This window comes from Janthinobacterium sp. CG_23.3, from assembly GCF_046115965.1.
Lineage (GTDB): Bacteria > Pseudomonadota > Gammaproteobacteria > Burkholderiales > Burkholderiaceae_D > Janthinobacterium.
In genome coordinates, this window is sequence record NZ_JBJXIB010000013.1 from 18,442 (window position 1) to 39,035 (window position 20,594).

22 protein-coding genes are annotated in these 20,594 nt (G+C 64.8%); 15 read left to right on the top strand and 7 right to left on the bottom strand.

The features are described 5' to 3' along the window. The first annotated feature begins 66 nt into the window (after positions 1-66). Positions 67-498 carry a KGG domain-containing protein gene (locus ACFDR9_RS05650; protein WP_409030352.1) on the top strand — a complete coding sequence of 144 codons (432 nt, stop codon included), beginning with the start codon at positions 67-69 and terminating at the stop codon, positions 496-498. A gap of 224 nt (positions 499-722) precedes the next feature. Beyond that, positions 723-965 (top strand): hypothetical protein, encoded by a 243-nt coding sequence (locus ACFDR9_RS05655; RefSeq protein ID WP_409030353.1) that lies wholly within the window; start codon positions 723-725, stop codon positions 963-965. A 121-nt stretch (positions 966-1,086) separates the two neighbouring features. On the opposite strand, the gene ACFDR9_RS05660 is transcribed toward ACFDR9_RS05655, so the two are convergent. Beyond that, the gene (locus ACFDR9_RS05660) at positions 1,087-1,596 is read right to left on the bottom strand and encodes a pyridoxamine 5'-phosphate oxidase family protein (protein ID WP_409030354.1); all 510 of its coding nucleotides are present in this window, start codon (positions 1,594-1,596) and stop codon (positions 1,087-1,089) included. Between the two features lie 320 nt (positions 1,597-1,916). On the opposite strand from ACFDR9_RS05660, the gene ACFDR9_RS05665 reads away from it, so the two are divergent. The 5 genes from ACFDR9_RS05665 to ACFDR9_RS05685 are packed head-to-tail and all read left to right on the top strand — an operon-like array spanning position 1,917 to position 6,373. Continuing rightward, positions 1,917-2,564 (top strand): PepSY-associated TM helix domain-containing protein, encoded by a 648-nt coding sequence (locus ACFDR9_RS05665; protein WP_409030355.1) that lies wholly within the window; start codon positions 1,917-1,919, stop codon positions 2,562-2,564. A gap of 54 nt (positions 2,565-2,618) precedes the next feature. Further along, on the top strand, positions 2,619-3,134 hold the full coding sequence (locus tag ACFDR9_RS05670) for a DUF2271 domain-containing protein (protein ID WP_409030356.1): 516 nt from the start codon (positions 2,619-2,621) through the stop codon (positions 3,132-3,134). An 18-nt stretch (positions 3,135-3,152) separates the two neighbouring features. Then, a complete protein-coding gene (locus ACFDR9_RS05675) occupies positions 3,153-3,971 on the top strand; it encodes a DUF4198 domain-containing protein (protein WP_409030357.1) in 819 nt (272 codons plus the stop codon). A gap of 21 nt (positions 3,972-3,992) precedes the next feature. Beyond that, positions 3,993-5,012: an FAD:protein FMN transferase gene (locus tag ACFDR9_RS05680; protein ID WP_409030358.1), complete on the top strand. Its 1,020-nt coding sequence runs from the start codon at positions 3,993-3,995 to the stop codon at positions 5,010-5,012. Next, the gene (locus ACFDR9_RS05685) at positions 5,009-6,373 is read left to right on the top strand and encodes a sulfite reductase subunit alpha (RefSeq protein WP_409030359.1); all 1,365 of its coding nucleotides are present in this window, start codon (positions 5,009-5,011) and stop codon (positions 6,371-6,373) included. Before ACFDR9_RS05680 ends, ACFDR9_RS05685 begins: the two co-directional genes overlap by 4 nt. A gap of 59 nt (positions 6,374-6,432) precedes the next feature. Here ACFDR9_RS05685 and ACFDR9_RS05690 read toward each other — a convergent pair whose 3' ends face one another. The 3 genes from ACFDR9_RS05690 to hemP form a co-directional block, all read right to left on the bottom strand. Further along, positions 6,433-7,662, bottom strand: coding sequence for a DUF2325 domain-containing protein (locus ACFDR9_RS05690; RefSeq protein WP_409030360.1), 1,230 nt, complete (start codon positions 7,660-7,662; stop codon positions 6,433-6,435). Positions 7,663-7,667: 5 nt separating this feature from the next. Beyond that, positions 7,668-8,030, bottom strand: coding sequence for a hypothetical protein (locus tag ACFDR9_RS05695; RefSeq protein WP_051068346.1), 363 nt, complete (start codon positions 8,028-8,030; stop codon positions 7,668-7,670). A gap of 101 nt (positions 8,031-8,131) precedes the next feature. Further along, complete coding sequence (gene hemP / locus ACFDR9_RS05700; protein ID WP_409030361.1) at positions 8,132-8,332, bottom strand: hemin uptake protein HemP; 201 nt, start codon at positions 8,330-8,332, stop codon at positions 8,132-8,134. 201 nt (positions 8,333-8,533) lie between these two features. Between hemP and ACFDR9_RS05705 the strand changes: the two genes are divergently transcribed. Next, entirely contained in the window at positions 8,534-9,688 is a 1,155-nt protein-coding gene (locus tag ACFDR9_RS05705) for a glycine zipper 2TM domain-containing protein (RefSeq protein WP_409030362.1), read from the top strand. 152 nt (positions 9,689-9,840) lie between these two features. On the opposite strand, the gene ACFDR9_RS05710 is transcribed toward ACFDR9_RS05705, so the two are convergent. The 3 genes from ACFDR9_RS05710 to ACFDR9_RS05720 form a co-directional block, all read right to left on the bottom strand. Next, positions 9,841-10,641: a Crp/Fnr family transcriptional regulator gene (locus ACFDR9_RS05710; protein ID WP_035789016.1), complete on the bottom strand. Its 801-nt coding sequence runs from the start codon at positions 10,639-10,641 to the stop codon at positions 9,841-9,843. A gap of 482 nt (positions 10,642-11,123) precedes the next feature. Continuing rightward, the gene (locus ACFDR9_RS05715) at positions 11,124-11,768 is read right to left on the bottom strand and encodes a response regulator (protein ID WP_409030363.1); all 645 of its coding nucleotides are present in this window, start codon (positions 11,766-11,768) and stop codon (positions 11,124-11,126) included. A gap of 150 nt (positions 11,769-11,918) precedes the next feature. Continuing rightward, complete coding sequence (locus ACFDR9_RS05720; RefSeq protein ID WP_026133453.1) at positions 11,919-12,383, bottom strand: universal stress protein; 465 nt, start codon at positions 12,381-12,383, stop codon at positions 11,919-11,921. Between the two features lie 476 nt (positions 12,384-12,859). Between ACFDR9_RS05720 and ACFDR9_RS05725 the strand changes: the two genes are divergently transcribed. The 7 genes from ACFDR9_RS05725 (at position 12,860) to asd (ending at position 20,369) form a co-directional block, all read left to right on the top strand. Further along, positions 12,860-13,693 (top strand): protein phosphatase CheZ, encoded by an 834-nt coding sequence (locus tag ACFDR9_RS05725; RefSeq protein ID WP_327075882.1) that lies wholly within the window; start codon positions 12,860-12,862, stop codon positions 13,691-13,693. Then, complete coding sequence (locus ACFDR9_RS05730; RefSeq protein WP_409030364.1) at positions 13,693-15,582, top strand: chemotaxis protein CheA; 1,890 nt, start codon at positions 13,693-13,695, stop codon at positions 15,580-15,582. The genes ACFDR9_RS05725 and ACFDR9_RS05730 overlap by 1 nt, the downstream gene beginning before the upstream one ends. A 233-nt stretch (positions 15,583-15,815) precedes the next feature. After that, a complete protein-coding gene (gene leuC / locus ACFDR9_RS05735) occupies positions 15,816-17,219 on the top strand; it encodes a 3-isopropylmalate dehydratase large subunit (RefSeq protein WP_026133455.1) in 1,404 nt (467 codons plus the stop codon). 60 nt (positions 17,220-17,279) lie between these two features. Further along, positions 17,280-17,402 (top strand): entericidin A/B family lipoprotein, encoded by a 123-nt coding sequence (locus ACFDR9_RS05740; protein WP_409030365.1) that lies wholly within the window; start codon positions 17,280-17,282, stop codon positions 17,400-17,402. A 53-nt stretch (positions 17,403-17,455) separates the two neighbouring features. Then, entirely contained in the window at positions 17,456-18,103 is a 648-nt protein-coding gene (leuD, locus tag ACFDR9_RS05745; protein ID WP_017879123.1) for a 3-isopropylmalate dehydratase small subunit, read from the top strand. A 14-nt stretch (positions 18,104-18,117) separates the two neighbouring features. Further along, positions 18,118-19,191: a 3-isopropylmalate dehydrogenase gene (gene leuB / locus ACFDR9_RS05750; protein WP_017879124.1), complete on the top strand. Its 1,074-nt coding sequence runs from the start codon at positions 18,118-18,120 to the stop codon at positions 19,189-19,191. Between the two features lie 50 nt (positions 19,192-19,241). Further along, positions 19,242-20,369 (top strand): aspartate-semialdehyde dehydrogenase, encoded by a 1,128-nt coding sequence (gene asd, locus ACFDR9_RS05755; protein WP_081611973.1) that lies wholly within the window; start codon positions 19,242-19,244, stop codon positions 20,367-20,369. Positions 20,370-20,594: the final 225 nt, after the last annotated feature.

Genomic DNA, 20,594 nt, shown 5'->3' on the forward strand with positions numbered 1-20,594 from the left:
GAACTTTCCCTTAGCGGGACGCCAAGATGATTGGGCGATCTCAATCCGTTACAAATGGAGATAATCATGGCCACATCCAGCAACGATAATAAACAAGGCAGCAAACAAGACAAGAGCGGCGACAGCAAGCAAAGCGACACCAGCAAGCGCGGTTTCGCGTCGATGGACCCCGAGCTGCAACGGGAGATCGCCAGCGAAGGCGGGCGCGCCGCCCATGAGAAGGGTACCGCTCATGAGTTCACCTCGGAAGAGGCGCGCCGGGCAGGCAGCCAAAGCCACAAGAACGACGGCAGCCGCCAAAGCGCGGCCAGCGGCAGCGGTTCGCGCGACACGGCGCGCGCCGACCAGGATCAGGATCAGGAGGAAAAGGGCGGCGGCGCAAGCGCTAGCCGTCAAAGCAAGGACAGCGAAAGCGGCAGCCGTCAAAGCAAGGATAGCGAAAGCGGCAGCCGCCAAGGTCAGAAGGGTGGCTCGTCCGGCGGCTCGGGTTCGCGCTGAGCCCAGTAGCCGAATGTGCTCTCCTTGAAGACCGCAGGCGGGACTTGCGGGGCCTAAGGTGCAAGCGAGAAACATTCGTTTCCCGCTTGCACTTGCGTAGGATAAATCTTGCGATCGTGGCCGTTTTAGTCCTATACAGGAAGGGAAGGCGTGGACTAATATGAGTTCAGGCAAGCTTTTGCTTCGCTTCCATTGTGCGTATCGAGACCATCAAGGAGAGTGTCATGAACTCATCTAACCAAGGTAACAGCCAAGGTAATAGCCAAGAAAGCCAACAAGGATCGTCCTCCGGCGCCCAGCAGCGCGCCGAACGAGAGGACCCGAATTTCATACTGGTCGACTTTGACGAAGGTTTCGACATTGGCGACGAGCAATTCATCCTCGGCGAAGTGCGGCGCGCCGACCGCGCCCGCAACCGCCAGAGCGCGGAAGAGCAGCAGCAAGGCGGCCAGGAAAAGGTTGAGTAAGGGCTTCAGCCAGGTCCTTGAAGCAAGGGCCTAACTCCGGGGTCGGACCTGTCTGACCCCGGCTTTTCGCGGGTGCTTTTTTGCCGGGCGACTGCGGCCCGCATATTCCCCTCCAGTCGCCTTAGCGCGGCGCGTTGACGTCGATCTTGGCGTGTTCGCCCATGCCCTGCGGCCGCTCGCCGGTCACCGCGGCCTTCGCCATCGCGTACAACTGGGCCATTTTGCTCAAATGGGAATCCCAGTATTCGGCCGTTTCGATGCTGACCTTGATCAAGGCCAGATGCGGGTCGTCCAATCCCTCCGGAAACCAGGCTTTGACGATGGGATTCCACATTTCCCCGGCTTTTGCCCGGTCTTTCAGCAATTCGGCGTGGCCCGACACCGATACGTACAGGCTTTCCTTAATGTCGCTGAAACTGACGTTCACCTGCGGATTGGCCTGCAGTTCGTGGGTGAACGGCGACTTGTCCGAGGTAAAGAACCAGATCTGCCCTTGGCCGTCGATCTGCTGCTGCGTCATCGGCCGGCTGGTCAGCCGCCCCGCGACGTTGCTCGTCGTGAGCATGCCAAATTCCACGTGCTTGATTTTCGCCTTGATGGCGTCGAGTTGGTCTTGTGCGAATTGCGTCATGTTATCTCCTTAAAATCGGGCGTGTCGGTTTGTCCTGAACATAACAATAAGCGCTTGCCCCGCGCGACTCTGTTCGACAACGTACGCTGGCCGCCTATCCACGCGCGGCTGCATGAACCGGCCTATTTGTATCGGCATGTATCAGCCGGCACTTGGTAGTTGACTTTATAAATGATAATCATTATCATTTATATTTCTCGCCAGTCTTCTTGCCAGTCGTAGTCGTTGCTCCTTAGAATGGATCGGCCAGCCACGGTCGCAGGCTGAACAATTTTTTGATGAAGGATAGCAATGACGCATACCGCCTTAGGCGACTGCCTGTGAATCCGCAGGCGGGCAGTTCGAACCGCAACGCCGGCCGCGCCGTTTGGCTGAAGAATTTGCATCAGTGGCATTGGATCAGTTCGGCGTTATGCCTGCTGGGCATGCTGCTGTTTAGCGTCACCGGTATCACGCTCAACCACGCCTCGCAGATCGAGGCCAAGCCCGCCGTCACGCGCAAGAACGCGACGCTGCCGGGTCCGCTGCAAGCCGAGTTGCGCCAGTTCGCCGCCGGCCACGACGGCGCCAAGGAGCCCTTGCCGGCCGGCGCCGAACGCTGGTTGAGCGACACCTGGTCGCTCCAAGCCGGCGGCCGCGTCGCCGAGTGGTCGGTCGACGAGGTCTATCTGCCGTTGCCGAAGGCCGGCGGCGACGCCTGGGTGCGCATTGGCCTGGAGGACGGCGCCGCCGAGTACGAGCTGACCGACCGCGGCTGGATTTCCTGGTTGAACGACGTGCACAAGGGCCGCAACACCGGCACCGCCTGGAACTGGTTCATCGATATATTCGCCGGGGCTTGCCTGGTGTTTTGCCTGACCGGTTTGCTGATTCTGAAGTTCCACGCGGCCAACCGGCCGTTCACCTGGCCGATGGTGGGCCTGGGCATCGTGATTCCGTGCGTCATCGCTATTTTGTTTATCCACTAATGTAACCAATCAGTTTCGGCATTCTTCGATTCATTTTATTTTGACAGGCACACCATGAAATTACGCTATTCCATCGCGCTCAGCATTCCGCTGATGAGCGCCTCTGCGATGGCGGCCGATCTGGCCCTCAAGTTTGAAATTCCGCAACTGAACGTCGCTGAATACCACCGTCCCTACGTGGCGGTGTGGCTCGAGGGCGCCGATCAAAAAGTGCTGGCCAACCTGTCCGTGTTGTACGACGTCAAAAAGAAAGACAACGCCGGCACCAAGTGGTTGAAGGACATGCGCCAGTGGTGGCGCAAGAGCGGGCGCGACCTGGCCATGCCGATGGACGGCGTCAGCGGCGCCACGCGCGCGCCCGGCGAACACACATTGAGTTTCCCTGGCGCCAAGGCGGCGCTGGACAAGCTGCCGGCCGGCGATTACCAGGTGGTAATCGAGGCGACCCGCGAGGCCGGTGGCCGCGAACTGGTGCGCGTACCGTTCCAGTGGCCGCCGAAGTCGGCGCTGGCGCTACCCGCCAAAGGCAAGGAAGAACTCGGTGCCGTCGCTGTCCAACTCAAACCGTAAGACTGGAAAACCATGTTCATGAATATGAGTAAGCCGCTGGCGGCCCTGGCATTGGCCGGGCTGGCATTGAATGCGCAGGCGCACCGTCCCTGGATGGTGCCGTCGAGCTCCATGGTCGAGTCGAAAGATCCTTGGGTGACGGTCGACGCCGCCATTTCCGAAGACCTGTTCGACATCGACCACCAGGCGCTGAAGCTCGACGCGCTGGAAATCACCGGTCCTGACGGCGCCCGCGTGCAGCCGGAAAACAGTCTCACCGGCCGCCTGCGCAGTGTGTTCGACGTGAAAATGCTCAAGCCGGGTACCTATAAGGCCGCCATCGTTTCCCACAACATGATGGCCAGCTACAAGCTGAACGGCGAATCGAAGCGTTGGCGCGGTTCCGAAGAGGCGTTCGCCAAGGACATCCCGGCCGGCGCGCAGGACGTCAAGGCGACCCGCATGCTAAGCCGCCTGGAAACCTTCTTTAGCGCCAATAGTACCAACGACGCGGTCTTCAAGCCAAGCGGTGCCGGCCTTGAACTGGTGCCGTTGACCCATCCGAACGATATGCGCGCCGGTGAAAAAGCCAGTTGGCGTTTCCTGCTCGACGGCAAGCCGGCGGCCCACCAGGCCTTCAGTCTGGTGGCGGGCGGGGTGCGTTACCGCGGCGTGCTGGGCGAGATCCGTCTGAGCACCGACGCCAAGGGCGAGGTCACGTTTACGATCCCGGCCGCCGGCATGTATTTCCTGAGCAGCAGCTGGCCGGCCGCCGCGCCCGCCGTTGCCGACCAGCCCGCGGTGCAGCCGCCGCGTCGCGTCAGCTATTCCGCGACCGTCGAAGTGCTGCCCGAATAACCCTTTCTATAAAGACTGACGATGCGCCGGGTACTCCTGCCTCACCATTTTTCCGCGCACCCGGCGCCCGCCGGCGGCACCATCCGCGACTGTAGCGGCGCCAGCATGGGCACCACCTGGTCGGTGCGGCTGGTCGCGGCGGGCCGCTGCGAGCATCTGCAAGAGGGTTTGCAGCAGCAACTCGACGGCGTCGTCGCGCAGATGAGCCATTGGTACGACGACTCCAGCCTGTGCCGCTTCAACCGCGCCCCGGCCGGCACCTGGCACAGCCTGCCGGCCGGGTTTTTCGAGGTGCTGGCGTTTGCCTTGACGGTGTCGCGGCAGAGCGGCGGCGCCTACGATCCCTGCGCCGGGGCGCTGGTCAACCGCTGGGGCTTCGGCCCGACCGGACGTTTCGACCAGCCCGGCTTTGCCGCGCCGACGCCGGGCCAGGCCGCGGCGCTGTTGGCGCAACACCGCGCCCGCAGCGTCGAACTCGACCCGGTGTCGCGCCGCGCGCGCCAGCCCGGCGGCGCGCTGCTCGACCTGTCGGCGGTGGCCAAGGGTTATGCCGTCGACCTCCTGGCGGGTTATCTGGAGGGGCAGGGTGTGCGCCATTACCTGGTCGACGTCGGCGGCGAGTTGCGCGGCGCGGGCACCAAGCCCGACGGCCAACCGTGGTGGGTCGCGCTGGAGCAGGTTGACGGCGCCGATGAAGGCGCCGCCGGCGCTCCCGGCCAGATGGTGCTGGCCTTGCACGGCTTGGCGGTCGCCACCTCGGGCGACTACCGGCGCTTCTTCGAACAGGACGGGCGGCGTTTCCCCCATACCATCGACCCGCGCAGCGGCGCGCCGATCGCCAACCTGCTCGCTTCGGTCACGGTGGTGCATGCCGCGTGCATGGCGGCCGACGCCTGGTCGACCGCGCTCACCGTGCTTGGCCTCGATGCCGGCCTGGCGCTGGCCGAACGGCTGGGGCTGGCCGCGCGCTTCGTGCTGCGCGACGGCGCCGGCTTCAGCGAACGCCTGAGCAGCCACCTGCAAGGCATGCTCGACGCATGATGTTGACCTCCGATCCCACCCGGCTGGCGCTGCTGGCCGGTTTGACCCTGGGTTACGCGGCGGTGTGCCTGGCGCCGTATCTGCGCCAGCGCCGCAAGCGCCGCGCCGCACAGCGCGAACGCGCCGCGTTGGCGCAGGCGCCGGCCTGGATCGTCGCCTATGCCAGCCAGACCGGCAACGCCGAGGAGCTGGCCGGGCAAACCGCGCAGACGCTGCGCCTGGCCGGGCTGCCGGTGCGCCTGTGCGCGCTGGCCGAACTGGCCGGCGCCGACTTGCAGGGCGCCGAGCGCGTGTTGTTCCTGGTCAGCACTTACGGCGAGGGCGACGCGCCGGACAACGCCGCCGCCTTCCTCGATCGGGTAATGGGCGCGCCGCTGCCGCTGGCGCAGTTGCACTACGCCGTGCTGGCGCTGGGCGACAGCGCCTACGCCCGGTTTTGCGGCTTCGGCCGGGCGCTCGACCAGTGGCTGGCGGCGCAGGGCGCGGCGCGGCTGTTCGCGCGCGTCGAAGTGAACCGCGGCGAGGCCGCCGCCATCGAACCGTGGTTCCGCCAGCTGAGCCACCTGGCCGGTACCAGCGACGCGCCGGACTGGAGCGCGCCGGCCTTCGAACAGTGGCGCCTGGCCGAGCGGCGCCTGCTCAATCCGGGCAGCGCCGGCGCGCCGGTCTACCATATCGCGCTTGACCGCGGCGCCGGTGCGCTGCCGCAGTGGCATTCGGGCGACCTGGTGCAGGTGGCGGCGCCGGCCGACCCGGCCCGGCCGCGCGAATATTCGATCGCTTCGATCACCCAGGACGGCCGGGTGCATTTGCTGGTGCGCCTGCACGCGCATCCCGACGGCGGCCTGGGGCTGGCGTCGGGATGGCTGGCGGTACAGGCCGGCATTGGCGAGCCGGTCCAGCTGCGCCTGCGCCAGCACCGCCGTTTCCGCCTGGAAGACAACGCCGCGCGGCCCTTGATTTTGATCGGCAACGGCAGTGGCATCGCCGGCTTGCGCGGGCATTTGAAAAGCCGCGCGCTGGCCGGGCAGAAGCGCAACTGGCTGTTTTTCGGCGAGCGCAACGCCGCCCACGATTTCCATTACCGCGACGACATCGAGCAATGGCAGGCCAGCGGCGCGCTGGCGCGCCTGGACCTGGCGTTTTCGCGCGACCAGGCGCAGCGCTTGTATGTGCAGGACCGGCTGCTGGGCAACGCCGACGAGGTGGCGCAGTGGGTCGGGCAGGGCGCGGCGATTTATGTTTGCGGCAGCCTGAACGGCATGGCCGGCGGCGTCGACGCGGCGCTGCGGCAGATCCTGGGCCGCGCCGCGCTCGACGCGCTGGCCGCCGAGGGGCGCTACCGCCGCGATGTGTATTGACGTGCGCAGGGCGGTGGTTTTTTTAGGCGCCGCCGGCCCTTTGCCGCCGGCGGCCTTCCTTAGACCGCCGCTACCGGTTCGATGTCGCCGCTCACTTCCTGCAGCCCGCGCGCCAGGCTGGAGATGCTCGGATTGTCGATGAACACGCAGCGCTTGCCGGTGCGTTTGCAGTGGTCCTTGACGCGCCAGTAGGCGCTGTGGCTGATGCAGCCGGTCTGGCAAATCACCAGGTCGGCCGCCGCCAAGCTCGAATCGAGCATGTTGGCGTTGTCCTCCAGGCCGCCGTCGTGGTGCGCGAACTGCGCGCCAACCCGCTCGATCAGCGCGCGGTAGGTGGCGACATTGCCGCTGCGCCCGCCCACGCACAGTACGCTCCGGTCGACCAGGCGGATCGGCATCTTCATGCCGCGCGCCGGCTCCGGTTTGATGGGCGCCGGCGCTGGCGGGGCGTCCGGGGCGCGCGCCTGGGTCTGCTTCAAGTCGACGATCTGCATGCGCAAGTCGCGCTCGCGCCGGTCCATCTGCGCCAGCCGCTGCGCCAGCCGGGTGCGCGACGCCAGTCCCGGAATCGACTCCCGCAATTGCGCCAGTTGCGCGCGCAAGCCGTCGATCACGCTGTCCTTGCCGATCGCCTGCGCGCGCGCCTGCATCAGCAAACCGTCGGTGCGCTCCAGCTCGGTGCTTTTGTCGGCCAGCAGGGCCTGGCTGCGTTGTTGCAGCTTGGCCAGCTCGCGCGCCATGGCGGCGTTTTCCTCGACCAACTGGTTGAACTTGCCCATGTCGGCGCGCACGCACGCGCCGGCCTGGTGCTGGATCATGTGCAGGTCGCGGCACATGCGCTCCTCCAGCTCGGCGTCGCAGCGCGGGTGCGTCAAGCCGGCCCAAAAGGCGCCGGCGACGTCGCCGCCCGCCACCGCCGCCTGCCACAGCTGCGCCACCTGGTCGGCGCTCTTGGCGCCGCGGAAGCGCTGAACCACGTGGGCGTAGCGCCGTTCGAGTTCCTTGTGCAAGGCTTCGGACAGGCGGTTGCGGCTGCCGCACTCGGTCACCGCGCCGACGTGTACCTCGTAGTCGTCGGCCAGTACGCGCCCGCCGGTCATCTTGCCCACCAGCTTGCGCAGGCCGCCCAGCGGCAGGCCGACCCCGACCAGCGGGCAGTGGCAGGTGTGCGAGAGTTCCCAGATGCGCCGCCGGCGCGACGTCAGCGCGGCGGGCGCGGCGTCGTCGCCGGCGCAATTGCTGATCACGGGCGGGTGCGTGGTCGCGGTGGCTTGGTCTTTGTCGCACATGGCGGCTATCCTGTCTGGCGTGAAGAGGTGGGCGGGCGCTGGGCCGGCGCGGCGGCCTTGGCGGCGCCCATGATGCGGCTGAGGAAGGAGCTTTTATGCGGCTGCGGCATGGCCCGCTCGACGACCGCGGCCCACTGTTCGGACAATTGCTGGCAGGTCGCCTGCAGCACCGGCCCGAGGTCGGGCAGGCCGGCCAGCGCCTTCAGGTGGCGTTCAATCACCGACGCCAGTTTCAGGCAGGCGCCGTTTTCGGCGCTGCGCGCGGTGTAGTGCGACATCAGGTGCAGCACGGCCGACAGCATCAGCTCGGGCTGGTGCGCCACATTGTTTTGGGACAGAAATATGGGGTCAATACGATCGATCGCCATCAAACGCTCCTGTTCGGGGGTGGTTTGGCTGGCTGCCGGCGTGTCGTGCGACCGCGCGGGATTGGCTGGCTGGGGTGGGCCGGCCGTTGGCCGGAAACTGCCTAGGCGGTGAGAATGAGCTTGTTCAATTGCGTCACGCGCAGGCGGTAGACCTTGCCGGCGTGCTCGATTTCGACTTCGCGGCGCTCCTCCAACAGCGCCGCGCTGGTAATGCGCCGCGCCGGCTGGGCCGGCTGCGCGCTCGACAGTGCCGCGGCTGGGTGGATAGAGGGGGTGGCGGTGGTGGATTTTTGGCTGTGCATGACTAACCTTCTTTATCTCAGTTGAGAATGATTCGTATTTGCATTATTGTTGAGCGTGGCTGAAAATGCAAGCTTTATTTGCTGCGGCAAGCGGTATAGGCAAGCCGCATTTGCGCGCCTATGTACGCCAGCGTACAGATTGCCCGGCGGCGAACGGATTAAGCTGGCTTTATTGACGGGTGGCAAGCACCGCCCGCTACCGTGCGTCCAGGCGCCCAACGATCCAAGGAGAACATCATCAAAACCCTTCCAAACTATTCGCGCACCCTGTGCGCCGTGCATTTCGCCATGTTGCCGCTGTTTGCCGTGGCGCTGAGCGCGCTGCCGCAACAGGCCCAAGCCCAGGCCCAGGCCCAGCAGTCGAGCCAGTACGACACGGCGGCGCCGCGCATCGAAGGCTTCAACGTCGACGAAGTGCGGCGTCTGGAACCGGGCGTCGAACTGAACTTCAGCCTGTACGGCACGCCGGGCGGCAGCGCCACCATCCGTATCGACGGCGCCCGCCGCAACCTGGTGCTTAACGAGGTGGACGCCGGCCTGTACGAAGGCACCTACACGCTCGGCAGACGCGATAGCATCGAGGCGCGCAGCCCCGTGACGGCGAATTTGCGCGTAGGCAACCTGGTCACCAGCGCCGTCCTCAGTGAGTCCTTGCTGAAGGGCGTGGGCCGCCACGGCGCCCGCCAGGACGCCATCGCCGACCTGAAAATCGAGCGCTTCGAGGTCCTGCCAAGCGACGACCTGCTTCCCGGCAGCGACTTGCAATTCACCGTGCGCGGCACGCCCGGCGCCAAGGCCGACATGACCATCGTCGGCACCAAGGGGGTGTTTTTCCTGCCCGAGGTGCGCGCCGGTGAATACGTCGGCACTTACACCATCAAGCGCCGCGACAACATCACGCCGGCCAGCGCGGTGGTGGCCAATTTGCGCCAGGGCCAGCGCGTCACCAGCGCCACGCTCAGGCAGCCGATGCTGGCCGCCCGCGCGGCGCCGCCGGTGCCACGGCCGGCGCCGGTGGTGTGCGCCAACTGCGCGACGGTCGAAGCGGTCAATGTGATCGAGGTGAACGGCGACGGCAGCTATCTGGGCACCATCGGCGGCGGTGTCGTCGGCGCCTTGCTCGGCAGCCAGGTCGGCGACGGCCGCGGCCGCACCGCGGCGCAAATCGCCGGCGCGCTGGGCGGCGCCTACGCCGGCCGTAACATCGAGCGCAATGTACGCAAGACCCAGCACTACGAGGTGGTGGTGCGGTTTGCCAACGGCGGCGCCCAGACGGTGGCGTTTGAAAACGATCCGTCTTACCGCGTCGGCGACAAGGTCCGGGTTGTCAACGGCACCCTGGCGCGCGAGCAGTAAAGCGGTCGCTGAAGCGCCCGGCGGGACAGTACGAAAAAAGGCCCGGTTGCAGCTTGCGCTGGCCGGGCCGAAGCTGGGGGTAAAACCGGTTCACATCAACTCACGCTGACACTTGATTACTGATCGACGCTGGCGTGCGCAACGGCGGCCAATTAAATGGTCGCCAACAATTGCACGGGGGCGGCCGGTTCGGCGCCGGCGCGCAGTTTCGCGGCCGCCAGTTGCTTGGCGCGCGAACGCGACGGCGGCAGGCGGCGCAGCGTTTTCAGCGCGTCGGGGTCCTTGATACCGATGGTGCGCTGGTCGACGCTGATCAGGCCGATTTCATTGAAGGCCGACAGCGTGCGGCTGACCGTTTCCAGGGTCAAGCCCAGGTAGCTGCCGATTTCGTGGCGCGTCATGCGCAGGTTGAACAACTTGCTCGAGTAGCCCATCTGGGCGAAGCGGTCGGCCAGCGACACCAGGAAGCGCGCCACCCGCGCCTCGGCGCTGAGGGCGCCGAGCATGCCGATCATCGCTTGTTCGCGCACCAGTTCGCGGCTCATCACGCCGTACATGACATTTTCCAGCTCGATATGGATGCGCCCCAGCGCCGTCAGTTTTTTGAACGGCAGCAGGATCAGGTCGCAGTCCGACAAGGCCACCGCCTCCGACGAATAATGCTTGGAATGGATGCCGTCGACGCCGAGCATGTCGCCCTTCATCGGGAAGCTCAGCACCTGCTCGTTGCCGAATTCGTCGATCAGCACGGTTTTCAGGAAACCCGAGTTGACGATGTAGAGCGTGTCGAAGGGCTGGCCGATGGTGTGGACGCGCTGGCCGGTCTTGAACTGCACGTGCTGGAACAGCAGCTCGTCGGCGGCGATCGAGCAGGCGGTTGAAATATGCAGCAAATCACAGACTTCCTTCAAATTCGACCACAGCCGCCCTTGGCGCTGGCGGCCCGCTTCCATCGACGAAGACTGCGCGGCCGACGACGAAGCGGGACGGATTTCAGACGTTTGCGTTGACAGCATGCTCATCTCCTGTTGACAGGTACATCAAATTTCAAATATCGGATTAGGGAAGCGCTCGCCTCGCTGAGCGTCCCGCTCCGACCGGTGCGGCGCGCCGTCTCCAAGTACGGCGGCGCCTGTCGATCAGAACCTGGACCACTCGTCAAGGTTCAGGGCGGCCCCAAACGGGATCGAGCGGCAGCGGCAGCGGGTCGGGCGGCGCGTCGCCTGGGCACAAACACCGTACAGACCACGTTGCGGCTCAATCCGCTGACGGCCTGTCGGGTAGGGGAGTAACCGGCCAGCAACTTGATTCGCTGATTTCAGTATGCCAACTAGGGTGCTTGATTGATATCAGCAGGCGCTGAATATGGCGGTAGGAGGTGGCGCGCTCGCTGTAGGATTGTTCCTACTGCGAACTGGCCGGGCGACCGCGTGGGTCAGGTTTTGAAAGGCGACAGCAGACGGTGGGCAACGGCGTACTGGACCATCTCGGACAGGGAACTCATGCCCATTTTTTGCATGATGCGGGTCTTGTGCGTGCTCACCGTTTTCACGCTCAGGTGCAAGTTGTTGGCGATCTCGGTGATCGACTTGCCGGCCACCAGCAGGGAAAAGACCTCGAATTCCCGGTCCGACAACTGTTTGTGCAGCAAGCTCTCATTCGGCATCATGATGTTGAGCACCAGTTGCTCCGCCACCTCGGCGCTGATGTAGGGCTGCCCCGAGGCGACCTTGCGGATCGCCCCGACCAGCTGGGTGCCGGCGCTCTCCTTGGTCAGGTAGCCCTGTGCGCCGGCGCGGATCGCCCGCACCGCGTACTGCTCCTCCTCGTGCATGGTGAGAATGAGGATGGCCAGCTTGGGCGCCTCGCTTTTGATCTGGCGGATCAGGTCGACGCCGCTGCGCCCCGGCATCGACAGGTCGAGCAGCAGCAGGTCGAAGCCGCCCTGGCGCACGTGGCCAAGGACTTCGAAACCGTCGATCGCTTCGCCAACGATATCAATGTCGGGCGCGCCGTCGAGTATGCGTTTCAAACCCTCACGCATGATGGTGTGGTCGTCGGCAATGACAATTCGTATCATAGGGAAATGGTTAGGTGCCCGGCCGGCATTGCTGGCCGCTGCAAGAGGTTAAACTGAAATAAGGAGGCGAATATACTATAGTTTTTAGTTAGTTTGCTATTTCCTTAAGTGATGCCGCGAATAACGCCGGCGCATACCGGCGCCGCGCGTTCAGGTCGACGGTTCCTTGATCAGGCGGTGTACCAGCACCGGCAGCGTGGTATGCGACAGCACCTTGTTGGTGACGCTGCCGAGCAACAATTGTCCCCAGCCGCTGCGCCCGTGCGAGCCCATGAAAATCAGGTCGCAGTCGCACTGCTTGGCCACGTCGACGATTTTCAGCGCCGCGCTGTCGGAAAACGCCGTCAGGCCGGCGCTTTTCAGGCCGCGTTTGGCGGCCGCGTCGTGGATGGGCTGCAAGTGCTCGGCGCCGGCCTTGCTCATGGCGGCGCGGTATTCCTCTTCGCTCGGATAGCTCGGCGGAATGATCTCGATGTATACCGGGTATTGGTATTCCGGCGCCACGTACAGCGCCAGGATGTCGGCGTGCATTTGCTCGGCGAACGCGACGCCGGCGCAGGCCGTCATGTTCGAGACGGCGGAGCCGTCGGTCGCAATCAGAATTTTCTTATACATGGCCATCTCCTTGATCAGCTTGACCGCGGCCGCAGGCGGCGCGGCCTGTCTTCATTGTAGACGCGAATGCGATCATTGTCCGACCGCAAAGACTTGATATTTATCAATGCTATCGACGCTTTTTCGCCAGCCGTGCCGGTCAGGCCACGCTTTGCGCCGCCGCGGGGCGTTTTGGCGGCGCTTTTTACAAAAAGGCGGGCATTTGTTGCCCGGTGCGTGTTTTGCTTCTCTATCCGATGTTAGTATTTCAAAATGCAACTGCTGACGGGCGATTCCGTCGCGCCGAGGTCCTTGCGCTGGCGCGCGGCGGCCGAAACAGCGGATTCACATTGAACAAGCAGCCAGCGCCCTGCTACACTCGCGTAAACGCTGTTATATTGCCGGAAGTCATCTTAATCGGAAGAATTCCAGGTATAAGTCTGTGATACGCAACGTGTAGGCGACACATTTTTACAAATTATGGAGAAGCAGGGACTATGACCAACGCCGCTGATGATTTCGACGCACTATTCGATGAAGTGTCCGCGCAAACCACTGCGCCGAAACCTGCTCCAACCCCCACACCAGCCCCCGCCGCGTCCGCCGACGACGATTTCGATGCCCTGTTCGACTCGGTAGCGGCGAGCGTGCCGGCGCCCGCCGCGGCCGCGGCCGTGGCGCCGGCGTCCGTCGCCGCCGCGGCGGAAGCGCCGGCTGGCGCCGATGACGCCGCCGACAAACCGATGTTCGAGCGCCTCGGCGGCATCGTCCGCCTGTTGCACGATTCGCTGCGCGAGCTTGGCTACGACAAGGCCCTGACCGAGGCCTCGTCGCAGATCGTCGACGCCCAGGACCGCCTGGAATACGTCGCCAGCCTTACCGAGCAGGCCGCCAACAAGGTCCTCAACACCCTCGACGACGGCATGCCGGCGCAGGACGCGCTGTCGAAAAAGGCCAAGGACATGGACGGGCGCTGGACCGCGCTGTTCGCCGGCAAGCTCAGCCTGGATGAATTCAAGACCCTGGCCGGCGACTCGAAACAGTTTGCCCAAACCGTGACCGAGGCCACCGAGGCGGAAAAGGCGCGCTTGCTGGAAATCATGATGGCGCAGGACTTCCAGGACATCACCGGGCAGTTGATCAAGAAGGTCGTGATGATCACCAAGACGGTGGAGCACGAACTGGCAGAGTTGTTGCGCGACAACGCGCCGCCGGCCATGCGTGAGAAACTGGCGCACAAGCCGGTGGTGTTGATGCAGGGTCCATCGGTGCCGTCGGCGGCGCTGGACCAAGACAATGTCGATGATCTTCTTGCTGACCTGGGATTCTAATGGACGATATGCTCAAGGATTTTGTCGTTGAAGCGATGGATCTTGCGGTTAACGTTGAAGAGCATTTACTGTGCCTTGAGCGCGACCCCGACAACAAGGAAACGTTGAACGCGGTGTTTCGCTCCTTCCATACCATTAAGGGCGGCGCCGGCTTCATGAACCTGCCGGCGCTGGTGGCGGCCTGCCACCTGACCGAAAACCTGTTCGACGCGCTGCGCACCGGCGCCGCGCCGGTGACGCCGATCGCCATCGAGGCGGCGTTGCAGGCGTCCGGCTTTGTTGCCGACCAGCTCACCGAGCTGGCCAACGGCAACGCGCCGGAGAGTCTGCCGGCGATGCCGGCCGAACTCGAACTGATCCTGACCAACGCCATTGAAGGCAAGGCGATGGCGCCCAAGGCGGCCGCGGCCGCTCCGGCCGCCGCGCCCGCGCCCGCGCCCGTCGCCGCCGCCGCGCCGGTGCCGGTTGGCGCCGACGGCCTGGACTGGGAAGCGATGTATGTCGCGGTGATCCCCGAAGGCAGTTACGTGCCGGCCGTCGCGGCGGCAGCCGCAGCGGCGCCGGCCGCCAGCGCCGCCGTCGCCGAGCCGGTGGCCGCCGCGCCCGCGGCGGCGGCAGCGGCCCCGGCCGCCAAAGCCGGCGGCAAGAACTGGGACGGTGTCGACCTCCGCGAGGAACGCGCCGAGGTGCGCACCGCCGCGCCGGTCAAGGAAGACAGCATCCGCGTCGACGCCGTCAAGCTCGACGCCCTGCTGGAAGTGGCCGGCGAGTCGGTGCAGGCCGCCAACCAGGCCGCCGTGCTGCTCGAACGCCTGCTGCAATTCAAATTCGAAGGGCAGGCCGCGACGCTGATGGCAACGCTGGCCGAGACGCTGGAGCGGGCCTCGCGCTACTCCACCGAATTGCAACGCGCCACGCTGGCCACGCGCATGCAGCCGGTCGGGCGCCTGTTCCAGAAATTCCCGCGCCTGGTGCGCGAGTTGGCCAAGGACCTGGGCAAGGACGTCGAACTGACCATCGAGGGCGCCGAAACCGAAGTCGACCGCGTTGTCGTCGACAGCCTGTACGACCCGCTGGTGCACATGTTGCGCAACGCGCTGGACCATGGCGTCGAGACGCCGGAAGAACGCGCCGCCGCCGGCAAGCCGGTCAAGTCCTACATCTCGCTCAAGGCCTGGCAGGAAGCCAACAGCGTGATGATCGTGCTGCAGGACGACGGCAAGGGCATGGACCCGGCCAAGCTGCGCAAGAAAGCCACCGAGAAGGGCCTGATCAGCGAATCGGCCCAGTTGTCCAACGACGAATCGTTCCAGCTGGTGTTCCTGCCGGGCTTCTCGACCAAGGACGTCGCCTCCAGCGTCTCCGGTCGCGGGGTCGGCATGGACGTGGTGAAAACCGCGGTCGAGAAGAACCGCGGCGCGATCCACATCGACTCGGCGCTCGGCGTCGGCACCAAGTTCTCGATCCGCCTGCCGATCGAGCTGTCGATCGTGCCGACGATGCTGGTATCGACCTCGGGCGCCGCGCTGGCGCTGCCGATGGCGGTGGTGCAACGGGTCGTCGAATTGCCGGAAACCTTCATGGAAGTGGGCGGTTTCCCGGTGCTCAAGGACCAGGGCCGGCCGCTGCCGGTGCGCTCGCTGGCCGGCGCGCTGGGCTACGAGTTGTGCAGCGAACGGGTGGGCATTGTTGTGGCGGCGCCACAACCGTACATTCTCGCGGTCGAGGCCGTCGACGGCACCGCCGACCTGGTCATCAAGCCGATGACCGCGATCGCGGTCGAGGGCATTACCGGCACCGCCCGCTCGGCCGAGGGCGAGTTGGTCCTAGTGGTCGGACTATCGTTTCTGATGGACGGGTGCAGGGGAAGTGTACGTATGGCGGCCTAGACCGGACCGCCGCAACAGACACAGTGCCTGCCTCACCCGCGGGCATTTTTTTTGGGCCGTCCCGCCGCGGGACGGCTCGACTCACTTGGCAATGTTTGTCATGGATTGTGTATCGAAACCGAATTTCGTATCGCCATACCGGGCCGCGGCCCGGCCCCGGTTTTGCATTGCACAAAATATGGCATAATCATTGTGGATTACTCACTACAGGCTGTGGCTACGCCGCATAAATCATAATGAAGACGCTTTACGACAAACTTTGGGAATCCCACGTTGTGCGGGCCGAGGATGACGGCACGACAATTCTGTACATCGACCGGCACCTGGTGCACGAGGTCACCAGCCCGCAAGCGTTCGACGGCTTGCGTGCGGCCGGACGGCAACCGTGGCGCGTCTCGGCCAACCTGGCCGTGGCCGACCACAACGTGCCGACCACCGGCCGCGCCGGCGGCATCGCCGACCCGGTCTCGCGGCTGCAGGTCGAGACGCTCGACGCCAACGCCAAGCGCTACGGGCTGACCTATTTCAACATGAACGACAAGCGCCAGGGCATCGTCCACGTGATCGGGCCGGAGCAGGGCGCGACCCTGCCGGGCATGACGGTGGTCTGCGGCGACTCGCACACGTCGACCCACGGCGCCTTCGGCTGCCTGGCGCACGGCATCGGCACCTCCGAGGTCGAGCACGTGCTGGCCACGCAGACGCTGCTGGCGAAGAAATCCAAGGCGATGCTGGTGCAGGTCGACGGCGCGTTGCCGGCCGGCGTCACCGCCAAGGACGTCGTGCTGGCCATCATCGGCAAGATCGGCACCGCCGGCGGCACCGGCTACGCGATGGAGTTCGGCGGCTCGACCATCCGCGCGTTGTCAATGGAAGGTCGCATGACGGTTTGCAACATGGCGATCGAGGCGGGCGCGCGCGCCGGCATGGTCGGCGTCGACGACACCACTATCCACTACGTCAAGGGCCGGCCGCTGTCGCCGGTCGGACCGCACTGGGACCGCGCGGTCGACTACTGGCGCACCTTGCACTCGGACGCCGGCGCCCGCTTCGACCTGGTGGTCACGCTCAACGCCGCCGACATCAAGCCGCAGGTCAGCTGGGGCACCTCGCCCGAGATGGTGGTGGCGGTCGACGGCCGCGTGCCGGACCCGGAACTGGAAAAAGATCCGGTGCGCCGCGACGCGATGGAAAAGGCGCTGCTGTATATGGCTTTGCAGCCAAACATGGCGATCGAGGACATCCGCATCGACAAGGTCTTCATCGGCTCCTGCACCAATTCGCGCATCGAAGATTTACGCGCCGCCGCCGCCGTGGTGCGCGGCAAGTACCGCGCCTCCAACGTCGCGCTGGCGATGGTGGTGCCGGGTTCCGGGCTGGTCAAGGACCAGGCCGAGCGCGAGGGCCTGGACCAGATCTTCAAGGACGCCGGCTTCGAATGGCGCGACCCGGGCTGCTCGATGTGCCTGGCGATGAACGCCGACCGGCTGGAGCCGGGCGAGCGCTGCGCCTCGACCTCGAACCGCAATTTCGAGGGACGGCAAGGGCAGGGCGGACGCACCCATCTGGTGTCGCCGGCGATGGCGGCCGCGGCCGGTATCGCCGGGCATTTCGTCGACGTGCGCAAGCTGCGATGACGGCGGCCGCGCTGGTCGCGGCGGCCGCTTATACCAAGATCACCCTCAAGCGAGAATAAGATGAAGAAACTCATTGCGCTATGCGTTACCGCCCTTATTTTGACCGGTTGTAATACCATGTCGGGCTTCGGTAAAGACGTTCAAAAGGTCGGGCAAGCCGTTGAAGGCGCCGGCAAAAAATAACACGCGATGCGGCGGGCCTGACGGTCCGCCCGTCAGCACACTGCAGAGCAACCATGGACAAATTTACGCAATACGAAGGGCTGGTGGCCCCGCTTGACCGCGCCAACGTCGACACCGACGCCATCATCCCGAAACAGTTCCTGAAGTCGATCCACCGCAGCGGCTTCGGCCCCAACCTGTTCGACGAGTGGCGCTACCTCGACCACGGCGAGCCGGGCCAGGACAACAGCCGCCGCCCGCTGAACCCGGAGTTCGTACTCAACGAGGCGCGCTACCAGGGCGCCTCGATCCTGCTCACGCGCAAGAACTTCGGTTGCGGCTCCTCGCGCGAACACGCGCCGTGGGCGCTCGACCAGTACGGTTTTCGCGCGATCATCGCGTCGAGCTTCGCCGATATCTTCTTCAACAATTGCTACAAGAGCGGCCTGCTGCCGATCGTCTTGCCGGAAGCGCAGATCGACCATCTGTTTAACGAAGTCAAAGCCTTCCCCGGCTACAAGCTGGTGGTGGACCTCGAACAGCAGTGCGTAAGGACCAGCAACGGCAGCGTCTCCTATCCGTTTCACATCGACGCCTTCCGCAAGTATTGCCTGATGAATGGACTGGACGATATCGGCCTGACGCTGCGCCACGCCGACGCCATCCATAGCTTCGAGGAGCGCCATCTGGCCAGTCAACCGTGGTTGGCGAACGTTATCTAACTTGATCGAATAATATGAAAATTGCAATCCTGCCTGGCGACGGCATCGGCCCGGAAATCATCGAGCAAGCCGTCAAGGTCTTGAACGTGCTGGGCGAATCCTTCGAAATGGAAACGGCGCCGGTCGGCGGCGCCGGTTACGCGCAGCACGGCCACCCGTTGCCGGACGCGACCCTGGCGCTGGCCAAGGCCGCCGACGCGGTGCTGTTCGGCGCCGTCGGCGACTACCAGTACGACCAGCTGGAGCGTTCCCTGCGCCCGGAGCAGGCGATCCTCGGCCTGCGCAAGAACCTGGGCCTGTTCGCCAACTTGCGCCCGGCCATCCTGTACCCGGAACTGGCCAACGCCTCGACCTTGAAGCCTGAAATCGTTTCCGGGCTGGACATCCTGATCATCCGCGAACTGACCGGCGACATCTACTTCGGCCAGCCGCGCGGCGTGCGCGAATGCCCGGACGGCCCCTTCAAGGGCCAGCGCGAAGGCTACGACACGATGCGCTACGCCGAAGGCGAAATCCGCCGCATCGCCCACGTCGCCTTCCAAGCCGCGCAAAAGCGCGACAAGCGCCTGACCAGCGTCGACAAGGCCAACGTGCTGGAAACCTTCCAGTTCTGGAAGGACATCATGATCGACGTCGGCAAGGAATACCCGGACGTCGCGCTCGAGCACATGTACGTCGACAACGCGGCGATGCAACTGGTGCGCGCGCCGAAAAAATTCGACGTCATGGTGACCGGTAACATGTTCGGCGACATCCTGTCCGACTGCGCCGCGCAACTGACCGGCTCGATCGGCATGCTGCCGTCGGCCTCGCTCGACGCCAACAACAAGGGCTTGTACGAACCGTCGCACGGCTCGGCGCCGGACATCGCCGGCAAGGGCATCGCCAATCCGCTGGCGACCATCCTGTCGGCGGCGATGATGCTGCGCTTCACGCTGAACCGCAGCGAGCAGGCCGACCGCATCGACGCCGCCGTCAAGAAGGTGCTGGCGCAGGGCTTGCGCACCGGCGACATCTACGAAGCCGGCACCACCCGCGTCGGCACCGTCGACATGGGCGACGCCGTGGTCAAGGCGCTGGCGCAATAAAGAACATATGTGAAGCTACGGGCGTGCCCGTTTATTGTTGAGGAAAAGTGATGAAACTAGTTGGCTTGGTAGGTTGGCGCGGTATGGTGGGTTCGGTCCTGATGCAACGCATGCAGGAAGAGGGCGATTTCAACTTCATCGAGCCGGTGTTTTTCACCACCTCGAACCCGGGCGGCGCCGCGCCGGCGATGGCAAAGAACGAAACCACGCTGAAGGACGCCGGCAATATCGCCGAGCTGAGCAAGTGCGAGATCATCATCTCCTGCCAGGGCGGCGACTACACCGCCGAGGTGTTCCCGGCACTGCGCGCGGCCGGCTGGAACGGCTACTGGATAGACGCGGCCTCGACCTTGCGCATGGAAAAAGACGCGGTCATCGTGCTCGACCCGGTCAACCTGCACGTCATCAAGGACGCGCTGGGCAAGGGCGTCAAGAACTACATCGGCGGCAACTGCACGGTCTCTTGCATGATGATCGGCTTGAGCGGCCTGTTCCAACACGACCTGGTCGACTGGATGACCTCGATGACCTACCAGGCCGCTTCCGGCGGCGGCGCGCAGCACATGCGCGAACTGCTGACCCAGTTCGGCACCATCAACAGCTCGGTCAAGGCCTTGCTCGACAACCCGGCCTCGGCGATCCTGGAAATCGACCGCCAGGTGCTGGCGACCCAGCACGGCTACAGCGCCGATGAGATCAAGCAATTCGGCGCGCCGCTGGCCGGCAACCTGATCCCGTGGATCGACAAGGACCTGGGCAACGGCCAGTCGAAGGAAGAGTGGAAGGCCGGCGCGGAAACCAACAAGATCCTCGGCCGCGGCGCCGACTTCGGCAGCAAGGAAATCGCCGTCGACGGGTTGTGCGTGCGCATCGGCGCGATGCGCTGCCACTCGCAGGCCTTGACCATCAAGCTGAAAAAAGACGTGCCGCTCGACGAAATCAACGACATCATCGCCAGCAACAACGAATGGGTCAAACTGGTGCCGAACACCCGCGAAGCCTCGGTGCGCGACTTGTCGCCGGCGGCCGTCACCGGCGGCCTGACCATTCCGGTCGGGCGCGTGCGCAAGATGAGCATGGGCGGCGAATACCTGTCCGCGTTCACCGTCGGCGACCAATTGCTGTGGGGCGCGGCCGAGCCGCTGCGGCGCATGCTGCGCATCCTGCTGGACGCGTAAACCGGGCTTCAAAAAACCCCCGCGCCGCCGCCTGAAAACCGGGCCGGCGGCGTCAAACCGGGGTCGGACCCTGGCGCTCCGACCCCGGCCTTCGCCTCTGGCTTACAGGGCGAAAACGGCTATTTCAAGCCTAAAGTACCGCCGAAAATCAAACAACCCCTTCCGCAGGGGCGGAAAGCGTGCGCAAAGCTTGCACGCGCCAGTGCATGATGATATGTTGAGACC

Bases quoted from the DNA above. Each gene is read 5' to 3' on its own strand.
- ACFDR9_RS05650 (WP_409030352.1), top strand. From the start codon at position 67: ATGGCCACATCCAGCAACGATAATAAACAAGGCAGCAAACAAGACAAG.
- ACFDR9_RS05655 (WP_409030353.1), top strand. From the start codon at position 723: ATGAACTCATCTAACCAAGGTAACAGCCAAGGTAATAGCCAAGAAAGC.
- ACFDR9_RS05660 (WP_409030354.1), bottom strand. From the start codon at position 1,596: ATGACGCAATTCGCACAAGACCAACTCGACGCCATCAAGGCGAAAATC.
- ACFDR9_RS05670 (WP_409030356.1), top strand. From the start codon at position 2,619: ATGAAATTACGCTATTCCATCGCGCTCAGCATTCCGCTGATGAGCGCC.
- ACFDR9_RS05675 (WP_409030357.1), top strand. From the start codon at position 3,153: ATGAATATGAGTAAGCCGCTGGCGGCCCTGGCATTGGCCGGGCTGGCA.
- ACFDR9_RS05680 (WP_409030358.1), top strand. From the start codon at position 3,993: ATGCGCCGGGTACTCCTGCCTCACCATTTTTCCGCGCACCCGGCGCCC.
- ACFDR9_RS05685 (WP_409030359.1), top strand. From the start codon at position 5,009: ATGATGTTGACCTCCGATCCCACCCGGCTGGCGCTGCTGGCCGGTTTG.
- ACFDR9_RS05690 (WP_409030360.1), bottom strand. From the start codon at position 7,662: ATGTGCGACAAAGACCAAGCCACCGCGACCACGCACCCGCCCGTGATC.
- ACFDR9_RS05695 (WP_051068346.1), bottom strand. From the start codon at position 8,030: ATGGCGATCGATCGTATTGACCCCATATTTCTGTCCCAAAACAATGTG.
- hemP (WP_409030361.1), bottom strand. From the start codon at position 8,332: ATGCACAGCCAAAAATCCACCACCGCCACCCCCTCTATCCACCCAGCC.
- ACFDR9_RS05710 (WP_035789016.1), bottom strand. From the start codon at position 10,641: ATGGAAGCGGGCCGCCAGCGCCAAGGGCGGCTGTGGTCGAATTTGAAG.
- ACFDR9_RS05715 (WP_409030363.1), bottom strand. From the start codon at position 11,768: ATGATACGAATTGTCATTGCCGACGACCACACCATCATGCGTGAGGGT.
- ACFDR9_RS05720 (WP_026133453.1), bottom strand. From the start codon at position 12,383: ATGTATAAGAAAATTCTGATTGCGACCGACGGCTCCGCCGTCTCGAAC.
- ACFDR9_RS05725 (WP_327075882.1), top strand. From the start codon at position 12,860: ATGACCAACGCCGCTGATGATTTCGACGCACTATTCGATGAAGTGTCC.
- ACFDR9_RS05730 (WP_409030364.1), top strand. From the start codon at position 13,693: ATGGACGATATGCTCAAGGATTTTGTCGTTGAAGCGATGGATCTTGCG.
- ACFDR9_RS05740 (WP_409030365.1), top strand. From the start codon at position 17,280: ATGAAGAAACTCATTGCGCTATGCGTTACCGCCCTTATTTTGACCGGT.
- leuD (WP_017879123.1), top strand. From the start codon at position 17,456: ATGGACAAATTTACGCAATACGAAGGGCTGGTGGCCCCGCTTGACCGC.
- leuB (WP_017879124.1), top strand. From the start codon at position 18,118: ATGAAAATTGCAATCCTGCCTGGCGACGGCATCGGCCCGGAAATCATC.
- asd (WP_081611973.1), top strand. From the start codon at position 19,242: ATGAAACTAGTTGGCTTGGTAGGTTGGCGCGGTATGGTGGGTTCGGTC.